This is a genomic window from Bacillus cereus group sp. MYBKT111-2, assembly GCF_051915205.1.
Taxonomy (GTDB): domain Bacteria; phylum Bacillota; class Bacilli; order Bacillales; family Bacillaceae_G; genus Bacillus_A; species Bacillus_A paranthracis.
In genome coordinates, this window is the sequence record NZ_JBQAEG010000003.1 from 659,591 (window position 1) to 675,174 (window position 15,584).

Genomic DNA, 15,584 nt, shown 5'->3' on the forward strand with positions numbered 1-15,584 from the left:
TCACCTCCTTATCTTTCAGATAGCCATTGCAACAGAAACTCTTTAGCTTTTTGAGATGGAAAGTACCATTTTGAACCAACTTTAAATTTTGGGAACCTTGGATCAAAGAAAAATTCTTTTTGAATTGTGTTCCAACTCATACATGTTCTTCTTTTCAATTCGTTCGTGTCCCAAAATACCAACTCCGCATCGATAGTCCTTACTTTTTCTTCGACTTTTTCTAAGTAGATTTTTCTAACTTCTTTTTCATCAACTTGTACGCTAATCATTTTTCACATCTCCTTTTCTATAAAGTACCTATTAAGAAATGAAATCATCTAATGCGACAGGTCTTTCTGGCGGATACCATCCTGCGATAAATCGCATAGCATTTTGATAATATTTCCTTGGGATTTTATCGTATTTAGCTACACCAAAATGTCTTTTCAGTGCTCCATATATCCCCTGATACGATGCATTGACATAACCTTCTTTTTTAAGTTCAAAAACACGTTGTTTTACCTTACGTTGCACAGCACCTTTATGTTGCTCGGTAAGCCATAGTTCGTTATCTACTAAAAGTTTCATTTTGCTCATTTCTTCTTCTGTGTGATCTTGTCGTGATTTTATTTGTTTGAGTTCAGTCATACTATAGATAATTGCATCTTCAACACTTTTAGGTTGTTGCTGTAACTTTTGGATGTACTCTTTCATTCGCTTAAATTCTTGTAAGAACTTAATTTTCATTTTCATTGCTTCTGGTGTTATGTAACTCATTGCAACAATTGCGAATGCATCTTCTGTAAGATTAAATTTTGGATACCACTGTTTATTTTGATAATGCTGGTATTGGGTATGCTCAAAGTTGAGCTGCCCCCATTCCATTTCATTTGCTTCAGCCAATTTTTCTAACTGGACCTCAACATCTCGAATTACATTTTTATGTTCTTTCCCAAACATTTGAGCCATTGTTAAACTGTCTGTAACAACTTGGTTTCCTTCCATAAAAACAAACTCACTTACCGGATGGTGCAAAACTTGTAATTGTTTCATTATTCTTCTCCTCTCTCTATGCGGTTAAATTAAAGTTAACCTTTAATTAAAAAAATAAGGTAACTATTGGTTAGCCTACTAATAAATCATCAACTTTTATTTCATATAACTTAGCTAACATCCCTAATTTAGATACACTTGGTTGCCTGTCTCCAGATTCTAGAAGCGAATATGCACCTTTGTGTGTATAACCTAGGTATTTCGCTACAAAATGTTGACTATAACCATGTTGTTCCCTTAAGGATTTCACCTTCTCTGTATTAAGTTTTATCATGTCATCACCTTTTGTTTAATTCGTTAATTTGAGTATACATAAAGGTTAACTTAAAGTAAACCCCTAAATGTAAAAAAATTTAAAGGTTGTCTTAGAGTTAACTTTTCTGTTACATTTTATATAGAATATTACTGCAGTACTATTACAGTAAAACACAATATCGGAGTATCTACGTTGCTGTAGAAGGGGAGAATTTTATATGAATCATGAACTAATTAGTCGGAGGGTAAAAGAAATTAGGACTGAAATATTAAAGATGAGTCAAAGAGAATTTTCTGAGGCATTAGGGGTTAGCAAACCTCTTATATCTATGTGGGAAAATATTAATAATGAAAAAGGCCCCTCTAAAGAGATGGCGATTAAAATAGCAAGATTGGCAAATATATCGGTAGCTTACGTACTGGGAGAATCCGATGAAAAGAACTTTATTACGAGTGTTCAAGATGAATTCGAAGAACTAATAACTCAATTTAGAGAAAAAGATCCCGAAAAACAAAAAGAAATCATGAAATTATTTAAAGACTTAATGAAAATAACAGGCGATTAATAGCTTTAACAGCTACTGATCGCCTGTTTCATTTTTAATATTATTTTAATGGATTTTTCATCACCTTCGTGCGCTGCTTTCATTACATCCAATAATTGTGATTCAAATTCCACAACTTCTTTTAATGTTACGTTCTCTAATTTCTCTTTTCTCATCCCTAAGCCCCCAGTATTCTTATATAGTTTGTGAATGTTTCACAAACTATAACTATTTTTCAAATTCGAAATTTAGTTAAGAGTCCTATAAACGACGAATGCGATTGCCTCTTTATGAGACAATCGCATTCAATCTATTTGTATAACCTTGAAACTTTTGAGTTAACCCATTCCTGTTCCAGGGTCCATTTTAAGCATAATTTGAGTTTGAGCTTCCTTTGCTACTTGTTTAGGTTGCTCTTTTTGATCTTTAGTAGGAGTTACATATAATACTCCAGCCAAAGCCAAAATTGTTACTATAGATAATACTTTTTTCATTTAACATCACCCTTATATATTATACCATTTTTATTAATATCTACCAATATCTTTCTAGGTAAATAACTATAAAATTTACATCCTTGTGAATAAAATAATTCAATTGATTTTTTCAACAATTTTTCATCTTCTAAAGCCATTCCTAAATAACATAACTTCATTGGAGAAAGACTACCATTCTCTTTTTCGTAATTTCTTAATATAGTAACCGCCTGTTCCTTCTCTCCCTTTACTATATACCAGAGTGCTTCTTCACCTACGTCAAAAATTTGTAAATCATGCATATCTTTTTGATGGATCATTCTAAGATAAGACCTCATATTTAAAAATTCTTTTTTTCGATTGTCAGCCTTCTCAAAATACAGTTGATCTAGTATTTCAATCCCCTTATTTAAGTACCACAAGGATTGTTCGTAATTTTTAACATGCGATTCTCCTAAATATCCTAGTGCGGAAACCTTAAGTAATCGTAAATAACCACACTCGTCATTAACGTTTAAAATACTGTGACATAAATCTCTGGCCTTCTCTATTTGATTATCCATTAATAATGCATAAGCTAACCATTCTTTGATACGATTGCTATATAAATCTTTTATAAATTGATTAGAAACTTCTTCAATTTTTGCTTGCAATGTTTCTGTGTACCCATTCAAAAAATTAAAATCTCTACAATCATACATTGAATATAAAGTCAAAATATCATACATTATTTTAGTTTCTTTATTTTTAAGTACTTTACTCTTTTTTCTGTTTTCAGTTTCCTCTAAAAATTCATCTGTCTTCAAGATTTTCTTAGCTCTTAACCATACAAGTTCATATACATGTGCCCATTCATAGGTTTTAGCATTATTAGATTCGAACCCTCTTTGAATAGCTATTCTAAGTAATTCTAAATCACCTAAGGCATTTCCATACTCCATTGCTATTCTTATATTTTTTTTACTAGTTGTCTTTTTACAAAACTCATGAATCATATATTTTATTTCTAACGAATCTTCATATAAGTCCTCAACTAACTTCACCATATTCAAAAAATCTAATTCACTCTTTCCAGATAAATTCTTTGAGAATGCAGGTCCACTAATTCCTAATGACTTAGCTATTTTTTCTCTACTTTTCTTTTGAAAATCAATTTTATCAATAATTTTAGCTAACCAATATTTCATTTTGCTCCTCCTTGTCGGAACAAAAAGACACGTAAACCCCATTTTGTTACATATAAAGGAAAACGTGTCACTCTCAATCTAAGGTGTGTTATAATAGTTATGTACAAGATCCGCGACAATGTTCCCTAGGTGGATTAGGGGGCAGTGTAAGAGTGTTACCAGCACTACTTACACCGTGGGTCTTTTTTTGGTCCGTTTATTTTATTATTATCATAATATCACATTTTTTCCAAAATTCAGTCGTGTTGTTATCAGATAATTATTGAGAAAGTTGAAAAAGTGCTATATATCAACATATCTCAAATTAAATAAAAATAAATATGCAATTATACATTTAACGTATGAAGACCTCATATGCATATTTTACCACAAAACCGAACTTTTGTTCTATTTTATTTCAAATTAAAATAGATTTTCTATCAATACAATATAAATGACAGTAAATCTATCATTTATAGTATATCGATATGTATATAATTATACTTGTACTATGAAAACATTTAGTGAAACTTTAAAAGCGTTAAGAAAAAGTCGTTCATTACGGCAAGAAGATTTAGCTCACGAACTAAACCTTAGTAGAAGCCAAATAAATAATTACGAAAATGGTTTTTCTGAGCCTGATCTCACTACATTATTTCGCCTCGCTTCCTATTTCAATGTAACACTAGATGTACTTACAGGATACATTGATAATTCGGATGATGAAATGTTACATAATACTTTGCTTGGTGTTCAGAAAACATATGGGGTGTTATCTGAACATCAAAGAAAAAATTTCTGCAAACAACTAGATTATTATGTGCGTTTCCTTGGTGAGAATAATGAAATATTATGATTTGATTTCATCATAAAAGAAATCATTTCCAATTTCAAATTGTAAAATATTCTTTTTTTTACAATTTGAGCAAGAGAGCTATTCAGCTCTCTTTAATCCGAAAATAAAAAGCACTCATCAGAGTGCTTTTTAAATACCTAATAATTGCTTTTTCTTTTCCTGAAACTCTTCTTCAGTAATAATACCTTGGTCTAACAATTCTTTATACTTCAATATCTCATCCGCTCCACTTATAGTTGCTGCAACTTGCGACTTACCTTTATTAGCTAAGAAACCTTCAATGTATTCTTTAATTTCATCAGCCATTTTTTGTTCTTTTTTTACAAACATAACTGTATTTTCATCTTGAGTTGCTGCAAATACACCTTTTTTACTTTCTTGACTTCCCATGAAAATGAATTGTATATAACCACTTGTAAATCCAGCCTTTTTGACTTGAATTCCAGTTAGGTTATTAATATCAATAGTTTTTTCGCCGTCCAAACCATGATTCATAAAGTTAACAAAACCTTTTCTCTTTATACGGATAAAGTTTCCATCAATAGTAATAATAGATTTCCCAGAACCTTTAAATTCAAACGTTTTATTCATACTTTCATCCCCTATAAAATATATTATTTCATTAACATTATAACCCAATTTCTAAAATCCGGCTTTATGAATAGTGATATATATCCAAAATACTGATTTTATTTATAACAAAAAGACACTTTTAAAGTGTCTTTTTGTTATACCCCAGTGACGGGTCCAAATAACTTTTGTTTACCCATTCCACCACCTGGTCCATATAAAGATGACCATCCTCCTGGATCAGCTGTTTCGTGACCACCTGGGTCACCAATAAAACTCTTCATCTTTCCATTCCCCTTTCTTATTCTGAATAAGAATTATTTTAGCACGTACGTTCTATATGTGTAAGTTTTCTTTTACAGTAATTAGGTTAACATGCTATTATTCAATTACAATTAATGTACAATCTGTATGTTAACTGTAATTTTATATAAGGAGGATTATTATGGCTAGCTTTAGAAAAGTGAGCAATGGTTGGCAATATAGAATTAAGTTCAAAGACCCCTATACTCACCAGTACAAAGAAAAAACTAAACGTGGCTTTAAAACAAAAAAAGAAGCCCAAATTGCGGCTGCTGAAGAAGAGCAAAGGATATTGAATGGTTTTGAAATTGAAAATGTTCCAACGTCTTTAAAGTACTTTTTAGAAGATTGGCTTAAAGTGTATAAAGAAAATACCGTTAGAAAAAACACGTTCATCCTACACAAACGAAACATTGAAAAACACATCATCCCGTACTTTAAAAATATTAATTTAAAAGATTTAAAACCGATGATGTACCAAAACTTTATTAATCATCTCACTGATCAAGGATACAGCAAGGGAACTGTAAAAATAATTCATCGAACTATGAATAATGCAATGTGTAAGGCTGTTAGCTTAAAAAAGATTGGAACAAATCCTTGTGATGATGTTGTAATTTCGAATAAAAATCAAAAAAAAGAGGAAGGTCTCAAGTATATGCGTACAGAAGACATTCCACTATTCTTAAAAGCATCTTATCAATATAATTATATCTATTATATCTTTTTTAAGACACTTATCAATACTGGAATGCGAAAAGGTGAAGCTGCCGCACTTCAATGGAGTGATATTGATTTTAAAGAACAAACGATAAATATTACAAAGACATTAGATTTCACAGCTAAAGATGATGAAGAACTATTCGGTGACACAAAAACATTTTCATCTAGACGAACAATTATGATTCCAGCTCCACTCGCTAAAGATTTGTTAAATCATAAGAAATGGCAAAATGAGAATAAATTAGTATTACAAGAAAGTTATAAACATAATTTAGATTTAGTTTTCACCCGAACAGACGGTAATTTTTTACCAAAATCAACTTTATTTAATGCCTTTTCAAGAATTTTGAAAAAGGTTAACATACCTAGTCTTGATATCCATTCTTTAAGACATACGCATGCTGTTTTGTTATTAGAATCCGGTGCTAACTTAAAATATATACAAGAACGATTAGGTCATAAAAGTATCGAAATGACATCTAATGTCTATTCACATATTAGTGATAAAATCAATAAAGATTCTATTTCTGAATTTGAAAAGTATATGAGTAATGTTTTAGAGTAGAATTTTTTTTGGTGTTTTTCGTGGCTGTTTTGTGGCTGTTTTTCATTTCGCAACCACATAACATTGTGACGAGAGGGGAATAAAAAACCCTTGATACCAGTTGTATCAAGGGTTCAAGCCTCTTAGTAAAGAGACATATATTGATCGCGTTCCCATTGGTGAACTTGCGTTCTAAAGATATCCCACTCAATTTCCTTCGCTTCGATGAAGTGCTCAAGTAAGTGATCTCCTAATGCGTTACTAATTACTTCGTTAGATTGTAATGTAACTAAAGCTTGCGCTAATGTTGCTGGTAAGTCAACGATACCTGCTTCTTCGCGCTCTTCTTTTGTCATTACGTAGATGTTACGATCTACTGCAGCTGGTGGAGTTAATTTGTTTTTAATTCCATCAAGACCTGCTGCTAATAATGTAGCCATTACTAAATATGGGTTTGCAGCTGGGTCAACACTACGTACTTCTACGCGTGTACTAATACCACGAGATGCAGGGATACGTACTAATGGACTACGGTTTTGTGCAGACCATGCTACGTAACAAGGAGCTTCGTATCCAGGTACTAAACGCTTGTAAGAGTTTACAGTTGGGTTTGCCACCGCTGTAAATGCCGGTGCGTGTTTTAAAATACCTGCGATGAAGTGACGAGCATCATCACTTAATTGTAAGTCACCGTTTTGATCATAGAATACGTTCTCACCATTTTTGAATAGTGATAAGTTACAGTGCATACCTGAACCGTTCACACCGTATAATGGTTTTGGCATAAATGTTGCGTGTAAACCGTGTTTACGAGCAATTGTTTTTACAACAAGTTTGAATGTTTGAATGTCATCACATGAACGAATTGCATTTGCATATTTGAAGTCAATTTCGTGCTGCCCTGGAGCAACCTCATGGTGAGACGCTTCAATTTCAAAGCCCATTTCTTCAAGTTCAAGAACGATATCACGACGACAGTTTTCCCCTAGATCCATCGGCGCAAGGTCGAAGTATCCACCGTTATCGTTTAATTCTAATGTTGGATTTCCTTTTTCATCTACTTTGAATAGGAAGAATTCTGGCTCTGGTCCAAGATTGAAATCTGAGAATCCTAAAGCTTCCATTTCTTTTAATACACGTTTTAAATTGTTACGTGGATCCCCTTCAAATGGAGTTCCATCTGCATTGTAAATATCACAGATCAATCGAGCTACTTTACCTTTTTCAGCTGTCCAAGGGAAAATCACCCAAGTATCTAAGTCTGGATATAAGTACATATCAGATTCTTCAATACGTACGAAACCTTCAATAGAAGATCCATCAAACATCATTTTGTTATCAAGAGCTTTTGTTAATTGGCTCACTGGAATTTCTACGTTTTTAATTACCCCTAAAAGGTCCGTAAATTGTAAACGGATATACTTTACATTCTCTTCTTTCGCCAAACGGAAAATATCTTCTTTTGTGTACCTAGCCATTATAAATTCCTCCTTAGTCCCTCTAAACACCTTCAGAATCAGTTCTCTTTAGTGAAAAAACCTTGAAATATCACCTTGTCGCAATGAAGTTCGATTAAATCTACCTGTATGTTGTAGTTCGTCTCGAAGTATTTTGCGAAGCTCAGTTTTTGAAATTTCTTTCGTTTCTTCTTTTACTTTCACTGCTTCTGTTTGATTTTCTTTCATTAGTAACACTTGTTTAATACCAGCCATATTCAAGCCTTGATCTAATAAATCTTTAATCTCTAACAACTTATCTACATCGTTAAATGAAAATAATCTACGATTCCCCTTTGTACGGGTTGGAGAAACAAGATTATGCTCTTCATAGTAGCGAATTTGACGTGCAGATAATTGTGTTAAATCCATAACAATACCAATAGGAAACAGCGGGGCAGAACGTCTATCTTCTTTCATCGTTTCAGTTCCTCCTTCGCCTTAACTGCTTCTCATTTTATACCATGTTATGTTTGATGTCAATAGATGTTAGCTTTTCTTACATGATTTTTTAAAAAGTTTTTTCATTCTTTTTTCTAATGAAATAAATCATTACTTTCACGCGAAAAAAGCTGTCGAAATCGACAGCTTCCCTTTAAGAAATTGTTAATAATTCTTTTTCAATTAATGCATCAATTGCAGAACAAATCGCAATCTTCACATGCGAATAAGTTAGCCCACCTTGTACGTAAGCAACATAAGGCGGACGAATTGGACCATCAGCCGACAATTCAATACTTGCACCTTGAATAAACGTTCCCGCAGCCATAATTACATCATCTTCATACCCCGGCATATAGTTGGCATATGGAGTGAAGTGAGAGTTAATCGGAGATGCATATTGAATTGCTTGGCAGAATGCAATCATGCGATCTTTGTCATCAAATTGAACAGATTGAATTAAATCTGTTCTTGGTGCATTCCACGCTGGTGATGTATTCATTCCTAACTTTTCTAAAAATGCAGCTGTAAAAATCGCACCTTTTAGCGCTTGTCCTGCTACATGCGGCGCTAAGAAGAAACCTTGATACATTTCTTGCAGACTGTATAAAGATGCCCCTGCTTCCGCACCGATTCCTGGAGATGTTAAACGATAGGCGCACGCTTCAACATACTGTTCTTTACCAACAATGTAACCACCAGTTTTAACAATTCCCCCGCCCGGGTTTTTAATAAGCGAACCTGCCATTAAATCTGCACCAACATGACATGGCTCTTGTTCTTCAATAAACTCGCCATAACAGTTATCTACAAACACGACAACATCCGGTTTAATTTCTTTAACAAACGCTATCATTTCTTTAATTTGAGAAATAGTAAAAGACGGACGAGTAGCATAACCTTTTGAGCGTTGAATTCCAATCATCTTCGTATTACTATGAATGGCAGCCGCAACAGCTCCTAAATCAACAAGCCCCTCTTCAGTAAGCGGAACTGCATTATAACCAATATTATATTCTTTAAATGATCCTACACCTTTTCCGCGTACACCAACGATTTCTTCTAACGTATCATACGGCTTACCAGTGATGTACAATAACTCATCTCCTGGACGTAAAATACCGAATAGCGCTGTAGAAATAGCGTGAGTACCTGAAATAATTTGCGGACGAACAAGACCAGCTTCCGCTCCAAATACATCCGCATACACTTTCTCTAACGTATCACGACCAATATCGTCATAACCGTAACCTGTCGTCGGAATAAAATGTGAATCACTAATTTTATGTTTACGAAAACTTTCTAATACACGAAACTGATTACTTTCAATTACTTCATCCGCACGTTTATGTACTTCTGTAATTTGGCTCTCTACTTCTTTTACGATTGGAGCAATTTTTTCTCCATTTTTCAAACGATCAAACATTTTTATTTTCTCCTTCTTCCACTAAAAATCTCTTTAATTGCGCATTAAGTGATGAATGAGCAAAAATATACCCTGCGCAATCATACACAAATTTATCTTCCAAAAACTCCATTTTTGTTAATAGCGTCTCCGTCTTTAATAGAGTTAATAACTTACCTTCACTCGGAGGAATCTCCACTTGATAACGATTCATTTCTTCCTTCATTTTCGTTTCTATCGCTTCTTTTATATGTAATAGATCCTTTTCTTCAAAAGCACTAGTCATTAAGAAGTCATTTTTCGGAAACGGAATAAAGTTTTGATGTAATTCATCTTTTTTATTATATAACGTAATAATAGGAATATGATTTATTTCGAGTTCTGACAATAATTGTTTTACTGTTTTCTCATGCCCTACATAATTAGGATCTGCAGAATCCACAACATGTAAAATAACATCCGCTTCACCAGCTTCTTCTAAAGTCGAACGGAATGCAGCAATTAATGACGTAGGTAAATCTTGTATAAAACCAACTGTATCAGTTAGTAATACTGTATAACCAGAAGGTAGCGGCATCTTCCTTGTTGTCGGGTCTAGTGTTGCAAACAACAAGTTTTCTTCAAACGTATCAGCTTCCGTTAATCTATTAAACAGTGTAGATTTTCCCGCATTCGTATATCCTATTAACGAAACTTGAAATACTTTATTATCTTTTCTTCTCTCACGATATCTTTTTCGATGTTCCACAACAACTGCAAGTTGCTTCTTTATTTCATCAACGCGCGCTCGAATATGACGACGATCAGTCTCAAGTTTCGTTTCACCTGGCCCTCTCGTTCCAATACCACCACCAAGACGTGATAAAGACAATCCTTGCCCCATAAGACGCGGCATTGTATATTGCAACTGAGCTAATTCTACTTGAAGCTTCCCTTCTCTCGACTTCGCACGTTGCGCAAAAATATCTAATATGAGTTGCGTTCGATCAATTACCCTCGCATCTAATACTGCGGATAAATTCCGAATTTGACTCGGTGTTAATTCGTTATTAAATACGATAACATCCGGTTCTAGTTCTTCAGTTAACATTGTAAGCTCTTCTAATTTACCTTTACCTATATAAGTCGCCGGATGAAACTTCGGTCGTTTTTGCGTTGTAGACACTAACAATTCTGCTCGTGCAGTTTTCGCTAATGATGCAAGTTCTTTCATGGAATGCATAAATTTTTCATCATCATCTTGCGGCAATTGACAGCCCACTAATATGACTTTCTCTTTTTCTTCCATCAAATATATTCACTCATCCTTTTCGAAATTTAAACCTTCTAATATAATAGCAGAGGAAGCACATTTCATCTAGTTAGCGGGGGAGAAAATTCATGGCATGGGAGATTTTTAGCATCATAGGCACAATTGCTTTCGCATTAAGCGGGGCTATTGTTGCAATGGAAGAGGATTATGATATTTTCGGGGTGTATATTTTAGGAATGGCAACCGCATTTGGGGGAGGTGCCCTTCGTAATTTATTAATCGGTTATCCGATTATCGCGTTTTGGCAACAAGACATGTTATTCCAAATCGCACTTTTATCAATGACGATTATTTTTCTTTTTCCAAATAAATTAATTAGACACTGGAAAAAGTGGGAAAACATCACTGATGCTATCGGCTTATCAGCATTTGCCGTACAAGGGGCATTATACGCTCAAAAATTAAATTTACCAATTAGCGCTACAATCGTAGCAGCCGTTTTAACTGGCATTGGAGGCGGTATTATCCGCGATCTTTTAGCTCGTAGAAAACCTCTCGTTCTTCGAGCTGATGTATATGCTTTTTGGACGATTCTGGCAGGTTTCTTAATCGGCGCTCAAATTATTGTTAGCGATTGGGCTCTATACACCTTATTCATTTTAATTGTTTGCTTCCGCATGGTTTCTATTCATTACAAATGGCATTTACCGCATAGACGCATCGACACAAACGAACGTTCAATGCATAAATAGCAATCCAACCTCTTTACAGATCGTAAAGAGGTTTTTCTTTTCTAACGAGTTTTTCCTTACATAATGTTTATACTAATTCTCAAAGTGAGGTGAACACAAATGACAAACCATGTGAATAAAAGGGCTCAAAAAAGCTCACTAGATCAAATTGGACATGATCCTAATTCTGCACACGAAAAAAGCGCTAAAATGGAACGTTTCCATAAATCTTATCAAGAAAAAGCAAAAAAATAGTAAAGCACTTATATAAAAAACAGACGCACAGTTTACGTACTGTGCGTCTCCTCTTCAAGCATCAAATCACTACTTGATATTCCAATCAAATCATATTTATCATACGCATCCTCTTGTAACAACCGCATAGCTTGTGTACGAATTGATTTTTCAACAATATTCCGGACATATCGCCCATTACTAAAGGATGTAATTTGCGATGAGTACTTTACAGCATGTAAATGATCTCTAAATTTCCATTCAGCCTCTTTCGATAACTGATATTCACGTTCTTCATACATCCTCTTCCCTATTTCTAACAGCTGATTTACTGAGTAATCCGCAAACTCAATTATAAACGGAAAACGAGATTGCAGTCCTGGATTCAATGAAAGAAAGTGATTCATCTCTCTGGAATATCCAGCTAAAATCAATACAAAACCGTGTTGTTTATCTTCCATATGTTTTACGAGCGTATCAATTGCTTCTTTTCCAAAATCTTTTTCTCCCCCTCGTGCTAATGAATAAGCCTCATCAATAAACAAAATTCCCCCCATTGCTTTTTTTATTAAATCTCTTGTTTTTTGAGCCGTATGACCGATGTACTCTCCTACAAGATCTGCACGTTCAGCTTCAACTAAGTGCCCTTTTGATAGAATATTCATCTCAAATAACAATTTTCCTATCATTCTAGCAACAGTTGTCTTCCCTGTACCCGGATTGCCTTTAAACAACATATGGAGTACTTGTTTCTCAGACTTCAATCCTATTTCTTGTCTTTTTTTATTCACATAAATCCAAGCATATATTTCTTTTATTATCTTTTTTATATCATCCATCCCAACGAGTTTTCCCATCTCTTCTTCAATTCTTTGCAGCATCTCATGTTTCGTAGTAGTTTCATTTGAAATTACTGTTTTATTTTCTGCAGCCGGTAAAGAAATTTTCTTTCGATGATTTAACACAATGTTAATTTGATTATTATTTTTCTTTCGCATCGATTGTTCCATACAATCACCTCATTTTATCCACTCACCAAATATTATTATTCTTGTCTCCTTTGCAAATGACTATTTTCAGAAAAGTTTGCTATAATAAAAGAAATAATGAAGGTGGTGGGACTATGGAGACAACGGAATTCCATGATACAATACAAGCCTTTTCTATTTTTTTATTGAATAAAGGCCGAAAACCTTCAACCATTAAACGTTATGTTTATGACATTGAAGATTTCGGACATTGGTTAGAAAAAAACAAAAAGCTCCCTTCCAGTAATATATGGGCTACACTTTGTACAAAAGACTACGAAGATTACTTTTCCGACTTAAAAAAGAATCGACATTACTCAGAGAAAACGATGCACCGTGTATTCATTGTATTAAATCGAATGCATCACTTTCTAAATATTCCCAACCCATTAAAGAACATGGAAATTTCTATTCAACCAGACCGAACACTCCGCAATGAAGATTTCATTTCATCTGATGAAGAAAAAAGATTAAAACATATAGTCACTTCATTAGAAGGACTTTCAGAAAAACAACGTCCTGTACGCCCTTTATTGATGGATCGTAATATCGCTATTTTAAATTTATTAATTGACTATGGATTATCCTTACAGGAACTTACAGCATTAACTATGCATCACGTCCACTTTGAAACTAACACATTATCTATACCTGCAACCGCAGGAGTAGAAAGAACAATTACTTTAACTAGCGAAGACAAAAAACAACTATATACTTATTACAAAAGCATCCCCGAACCCGTTCGTCCAAAATATCATAGTAATGACCCATTATTTGTCGCATTCGATTTTAATCGCGGAACATATAGATGGGTATACGAAAATGATGCACCGAAGGGATTAACAGAAATCGCTATCCAAAAAATGATTCGCCTTGAAGTATCCAGAGCTAATTTACGCAAAGGAATCTCAGGACAACACTTTCGTAACACCTATATTTTAAACTTAATAAAAAAAGAAACTCCGGAGTCAGAAATTATAAAGCTAGCTGGCTTCAAATCAAAGATTTCACTAAAACGATATTATCAATACGCAGAAAATAGAAAAAACGCCTTATTATAAGGCGTTTTTTCTATTTTTTCTTCAAACAAACGATTTTACTATGACCATTTAACTAATTTTTGCATCTACTATGATGAGTTTCGTTCATATCCTCATTAGAAAGGAGAGATTTAATGTCTCATTATAACGACAGTCAGAACAAATTCTCCAAACCATGCTTTCCAAGTAGCGCTGGACGAATTCCAAATACTCCATCAATCCCAGTTACTAAGGCACAACTTAGAACATTCCGCGCAATCATTATCGATTTAACAAAAATAATCCCAAAACTTTTCGCAAATCCATCTCCCCAAAATATTGAAGATCTAATTGATACATTGAACCTACTAAGTAAATTTATTTGTTCACTAGATGCTACTTCCTCCCTGAAAGCACAAGGGTTAGCTATTATTAAAAACTTAATAACTATATTAAAAAATCCAACTTTCGTAGCAAGCGCTGTATTTATCGAGCTTCAAAATCTAATTAATTATTTACTATCCATTACAAAACTATTCCGAATTGACCCTTGCACACTTCAAGAGCTTCTTAAATTAATCGCAGCATTACAAACCGCTCTAGTTAATTCTGCTTCATTCATTCAAGGACCTACTGGACCTACTGGGCCAGCAGGGGCTACCGGTGCTACTGGACCTCAGGGTGCTCAAGGTAACACGGGGGCTACTGGTGCTACTGGCGCTACTGGACCTCAAGGTGCTCAAGGTAACACAGGCGCTACCGGTGCCACTGGGCCTCAAGGCGCTCAAGGTAACACAGGCGCTACTGGTGCCACTGGACCTCAAGGTGCTCAAGGTAACACAGGCGCTACCGGTGCCACTGGGCCTCAAGGTAACACAGGTGCTACTGGTGCCACTGGACCTCAAGGTGCTCAAGGTAACACAGGCGCTACTGGTGCCACTGGACCTCAAGGTGCTCAAGGTAACACAGGCGCTACTGGTGCCACTGGACCTCAAGGTGCTCAAGGTAACACAGGTGCTACCGGTGCCACTGGACCTCAAGGTAACACGGGCGCTACTGGACCTCAGGGTGTTCAAGGTAACACAGGCGCTACCGGCGCCACTGGACCTCAAGGTGCTCAAGGTAACACAGGTGCTACCGGTGCCACTGGACCTCAAGGTGCTCAAGGTAACACAGGTGCTACCGGTGCCACTGGACCTCAAGGTGCTCAAGGTAACACAGGCGCTACCGGTGCCACTGGGCCTCAAGGTAACACGGGCGCTACCGGCATAGGAGTTACCGGACCTACTGGACCTTCTGGTGGGCCTCCTGGACCTACTGGACCTCAAGGACCAGCGGGTGCTACTGGTGCCACTGGACCTCAAGGTGCTCAGGGTAACACAGGTGCTACCGGCGCTACTGGACCTCAAGGTGCTCAGGGTAACACAGGTGCTACCGGCGCTACTGGACCTCAAGGTGCTCAGGGTAACACAGGTGCTACCGGCGCTACTGGACCTCAAGGTGCTCAG

At 35.3% G+C, this 15,584-nt stretch carries 20 protein-coding genes; 7 read left to right on the plus strand and 13 right to left on the minus strand.

Annotated elements, in window-relative coordinates:
* Positions 1-8: 8 nt before the first annotated feature.
* From ACTFNE_RS12170 to ACTFNE_RS12180, 3 genes are all read right to left on the minus strand, one after another.
* Positions 9-269, minus strand: a complete 261-nt coding sequence (locus ACTFNE_RS12170) for a group-specific protein (RefSeq protein ID WP_048540317.1) — start codon at positions 267-269, stop codon at positions 9-11.
* Between the two features lie 31 nt (positions 270-300).
* Positions 301-1,032, minus strand: coding sequence for an ORF6C domain-containing protein (locus ACTFNE_RS12175; RefSeq protein ID WP_048540315.1), 732 nt, complete (start codon positions 1,030-1,032; stop codon positions 301-303).
* Between the two features lie 70 nt (positions 1,033-1,102).
* Positions 1,103-1,282 (minus strand): helix-turn-helix domain-containing protein, encoded by a 180-nt coding sequence (locus ACTFNE_RS12180; protein ID WP_270705980.1) that lies wholly within the window; start codon positions 1,280-1,282, stop codon positions 1,103-1,105.
* Positions 1,283-1,505: 223 nt separating this feature from the next.
* Between ACTFNE_RS12180 and ACTFNE_RS12185 the strand changes: the two genes are divergently transcribed.
* Positions 1,506-1,853, plus strand: coding sequence for a helix-turn-helix domain-containing protein (locus ACTFNE_RS12185; RefSeq protein WP_048540313.1), 348 nt, complete (start codon positions 1,506-1,508; stop codon positions 1,851-1,853).
* 5 nt (positions 1,854-1,858) lie between these two features.
* On the opposite strand, the gene ACTFNE_RS12190 is transcribed toward ACTFNE_RS12185, so the two are convergent.
* From ACTFNE_RS12190 to ACTFNE_RS12200, 3 genes are all read right to left on the minus strand, one after another.
* Positions 1,859-2,008 carry a hypothetical protein gene (locus tag ACTFNE_RS12190; protein WP_001224393.1) on the minus strand — a complete coding sequence of 50 codons (150 nt, stop codon included), beginning with the start codon at positions 2,006-2,008 and terminating at the stop codon, positions 1,859-1,861.
* 162 nt (positions 2,009-2,170) lie between these two features.
* Complete coding sequence (locus ACTFNE_RS12195) at positions 2,171-2,326, minus strand: hypothetical protein (protein ID WP_163257910.1); 156 nt, start codon at positions 2,324-2,326, stop codon at positions 2,171-2,173.
* Positions 2,323-3,495 carry an AimR family lysis-lysogeny pheromone receptor gene (locus tag ACTFNE_RS12200; protein WP_048540311.1) on the minus strand — a complete coding sequence of 391 codons (1,173 nt, stop codon included), beginning with the start codon at positions 3,493-3,495 and terminating at the stop codon, positions 2,323-2,325. Before ACTFNE_RS12200 ends, ACTFNE_RS12195 begins: the two co-directional genes overlap by 4 nt.
* 490 nt (positions 3,496-3,985) lie before the next feature.
* On the opposite strand from ACTFNE_RS12200, the gene ACTFNE_RS12205 reads away from it, so the two are divergent.
* Entirely contained in the window at positions 3,986-4,330 is a 345-nt protein-coding gene (locus ACTFNE_RS12205) for a helix-turn-helix domain-containing protein (protein ID WP_000847491.1), read from the plus strand.
* A gap of 129 nt (positions 4,331-4,459) precedes the next feature.
* On the opposite strand, the gene ACTFNE_RS12210 is transcribed toward ACTFNE_RS12205, so the two are convergent.
* The gene (locus ACTFNE_RS12210) at positions 4,460-4,921 is read right to left on the minus strand and encodes a DUF4429 domain-containing protein (protein WP_048540309.1); all 462 of its coding nucleotides are present in this window, start codon (positions 4,919-4,921) and stop codon (positions 4,460-4,462) included.
* A gap of 137 nt (positions 4,922-5,058) precedes the next feature.
* The gene (locus ACTFNE_RS12215; RefSeq protein WP_254916610.1) at positions 5,059-5,184 is read right to left on the minus strand and encodes a hypothetical protein; all 126 of its coding nucleotides are present in this window, start codon (positions 5,182-5,184) and stop codon (positions 5,059-5,061) included.
* Between the two features lie 161 nt (positions 5,185-5,345).
* Here ACTFNE_RS12215 and ACTFNE_RS12220 point away from each other — a divergent pair, with 161 nt between their 5' ends.
* The gene (locus ACTFNE_RS12220) at positions 5,346-6,491 is read left to right on the plus strand and encodes a tyrosine-type recombinase/integrase (protein ID WP_088339428.1); all 1,146 of its coding nucleotides are present in this window, start codon (positions 5,346-5,348) and stop codon (positions 6,489-6,491) included.
* Positions 6,492-6,613: 122 nt separating this feature from the next.
* Here the strand turns inward: ACTFNE_RS12220 and glnA are convergent, their stop codons facing one another.
* The 4 genes from glnA to hflX all read right to left on the minus strand — a co-directional run bounded on the left by glnA (position 6,614) and on the right by hflX (position 11,100).
* Positions 6,614-7,948 (minus strand): type I glutamate--ammonia ligase, encoded by a 1,335-nt coding sequence (gene glnA, locus ACTFNE_RS12225; RefSeq protein WP_000135330.1) that lies wholly within the window; start codon positions 7,946-7,948, stop codon positions 6,614-6,616.
* 48 nt (positions 7,949-7,996) lie between these two features.
* The gene (gene glnR, locus ACTFNE_RS12230) at positions 7,997-8,386 is read right to left on the minus strand and encodes a transcriptional repressor GlnR (RefSeq protein ID WP_000656783.1); all 390 of its coding nucleotides are present in this window, start codon (positions 8,384-8,386) and stop codon (positions 7,997-7,999) included.
* A gap of 175 nt (positions 8,387-8,561) precedes the next feature.
* Positions 8,562-9,833 carry a methionine gamma-lyase family protein gene (locus ACTFNE_RS12235; RefSeq protein ID WP_000460300.1) on the minus strand — a complete coding sequence of 424 codons (1,272 nt, stop codon included), beginning with the start codon at positions 9,831-9,833 and terminating at the stop codon, positions 8,562-8,564.
* Positions 9,826-11,100, minus strand: coding sequence for a GTPase HflX (gene hflX, locus ACTFNE_RS12240; protein ID WP_000391388.1), 1,275 nt, complete (start codon positions 11,098-11,100; stop codon positions 9,826-9,828). Before hflX ends, ACTFNE_RS12235 begins: the two co-directional genes overlap by 8 nt.
* A gap of 92 nt (positions 11,101-11,192) precedes the next feature.
* Here hflX and ACTFNE_RS12245 point away from each other — a divergent pair, with 92 nt between their 5' ends.
* Positions 11,193-11,816, plus strand: a complete 624-nt coding sequence (locus ACTFNE_RS12245) for a trimeric intracellular cation channel family protein (RefSeq protein WP_270705979.1) — start codon at positions 11,193-11,195, stop codon at positions 11,814-11,816.
* 99 nt (positions 11,817-11,915) lie between these two features.
* Positions 11,916-12,050, plus strand: a complete 135-nt coding sequence (locus tag ACTFNE_RS12250; RefSeq protein ID WP_270705978.1) for a hypothetical protein — start codon at positions 11,916-11,918, stop codon at positions 12,048-12,050.
* A gap of 32 nt (positions 12,051-12,082) precedes the next feature.
* On the opposite strand, the gene spoVK is transcribed toward ACTFNE_RS12250, so the two are convergent.
* Complete coding sequence (gene spoVK, locus ACTFNE_RS12255) at positions 12,083-13,039, minus strand: stage V sporulation protein K (protein ID WP_000438181.1); 957 nt, start codon at positions 13,037-13,039, stop codon at positions 12,083-12,085.
* A 113-nt stretch (positions 13,040-13,152) separates the two neighbouring features.
* On the opposite strand from spoVK, the gene ACTFNE_RS12260 reads away from it, so the two are divergent.
* Both ACTFNE_RS12260 and ACTFNE_RS12265 read left to right on the plus strand, forming a co-directional pair.
* Positions 13,153-14,118 (plus strand): tyrosine-type recombinase/integrase, encoded by a 966-nt coding sequence (locus tag ACTFNE_RS12260; protein WP_000450313.1) that lies wholly within the window; start codon positions 13,153-13,155, stop codon positions 14,116-14,118.
* A gap of 113 nt (positions 14,119-14,231) precedes the next feature.
* Positions 14,232-15,584, plus strand: a 1,353-nt coding sequence (locus ACTFNE_RS12265; RefSeq protein WP_439998043.1) for a collagen-like repeat preface domain-containing protein, incomplete at its 3' end; no start/stop codon positions are given.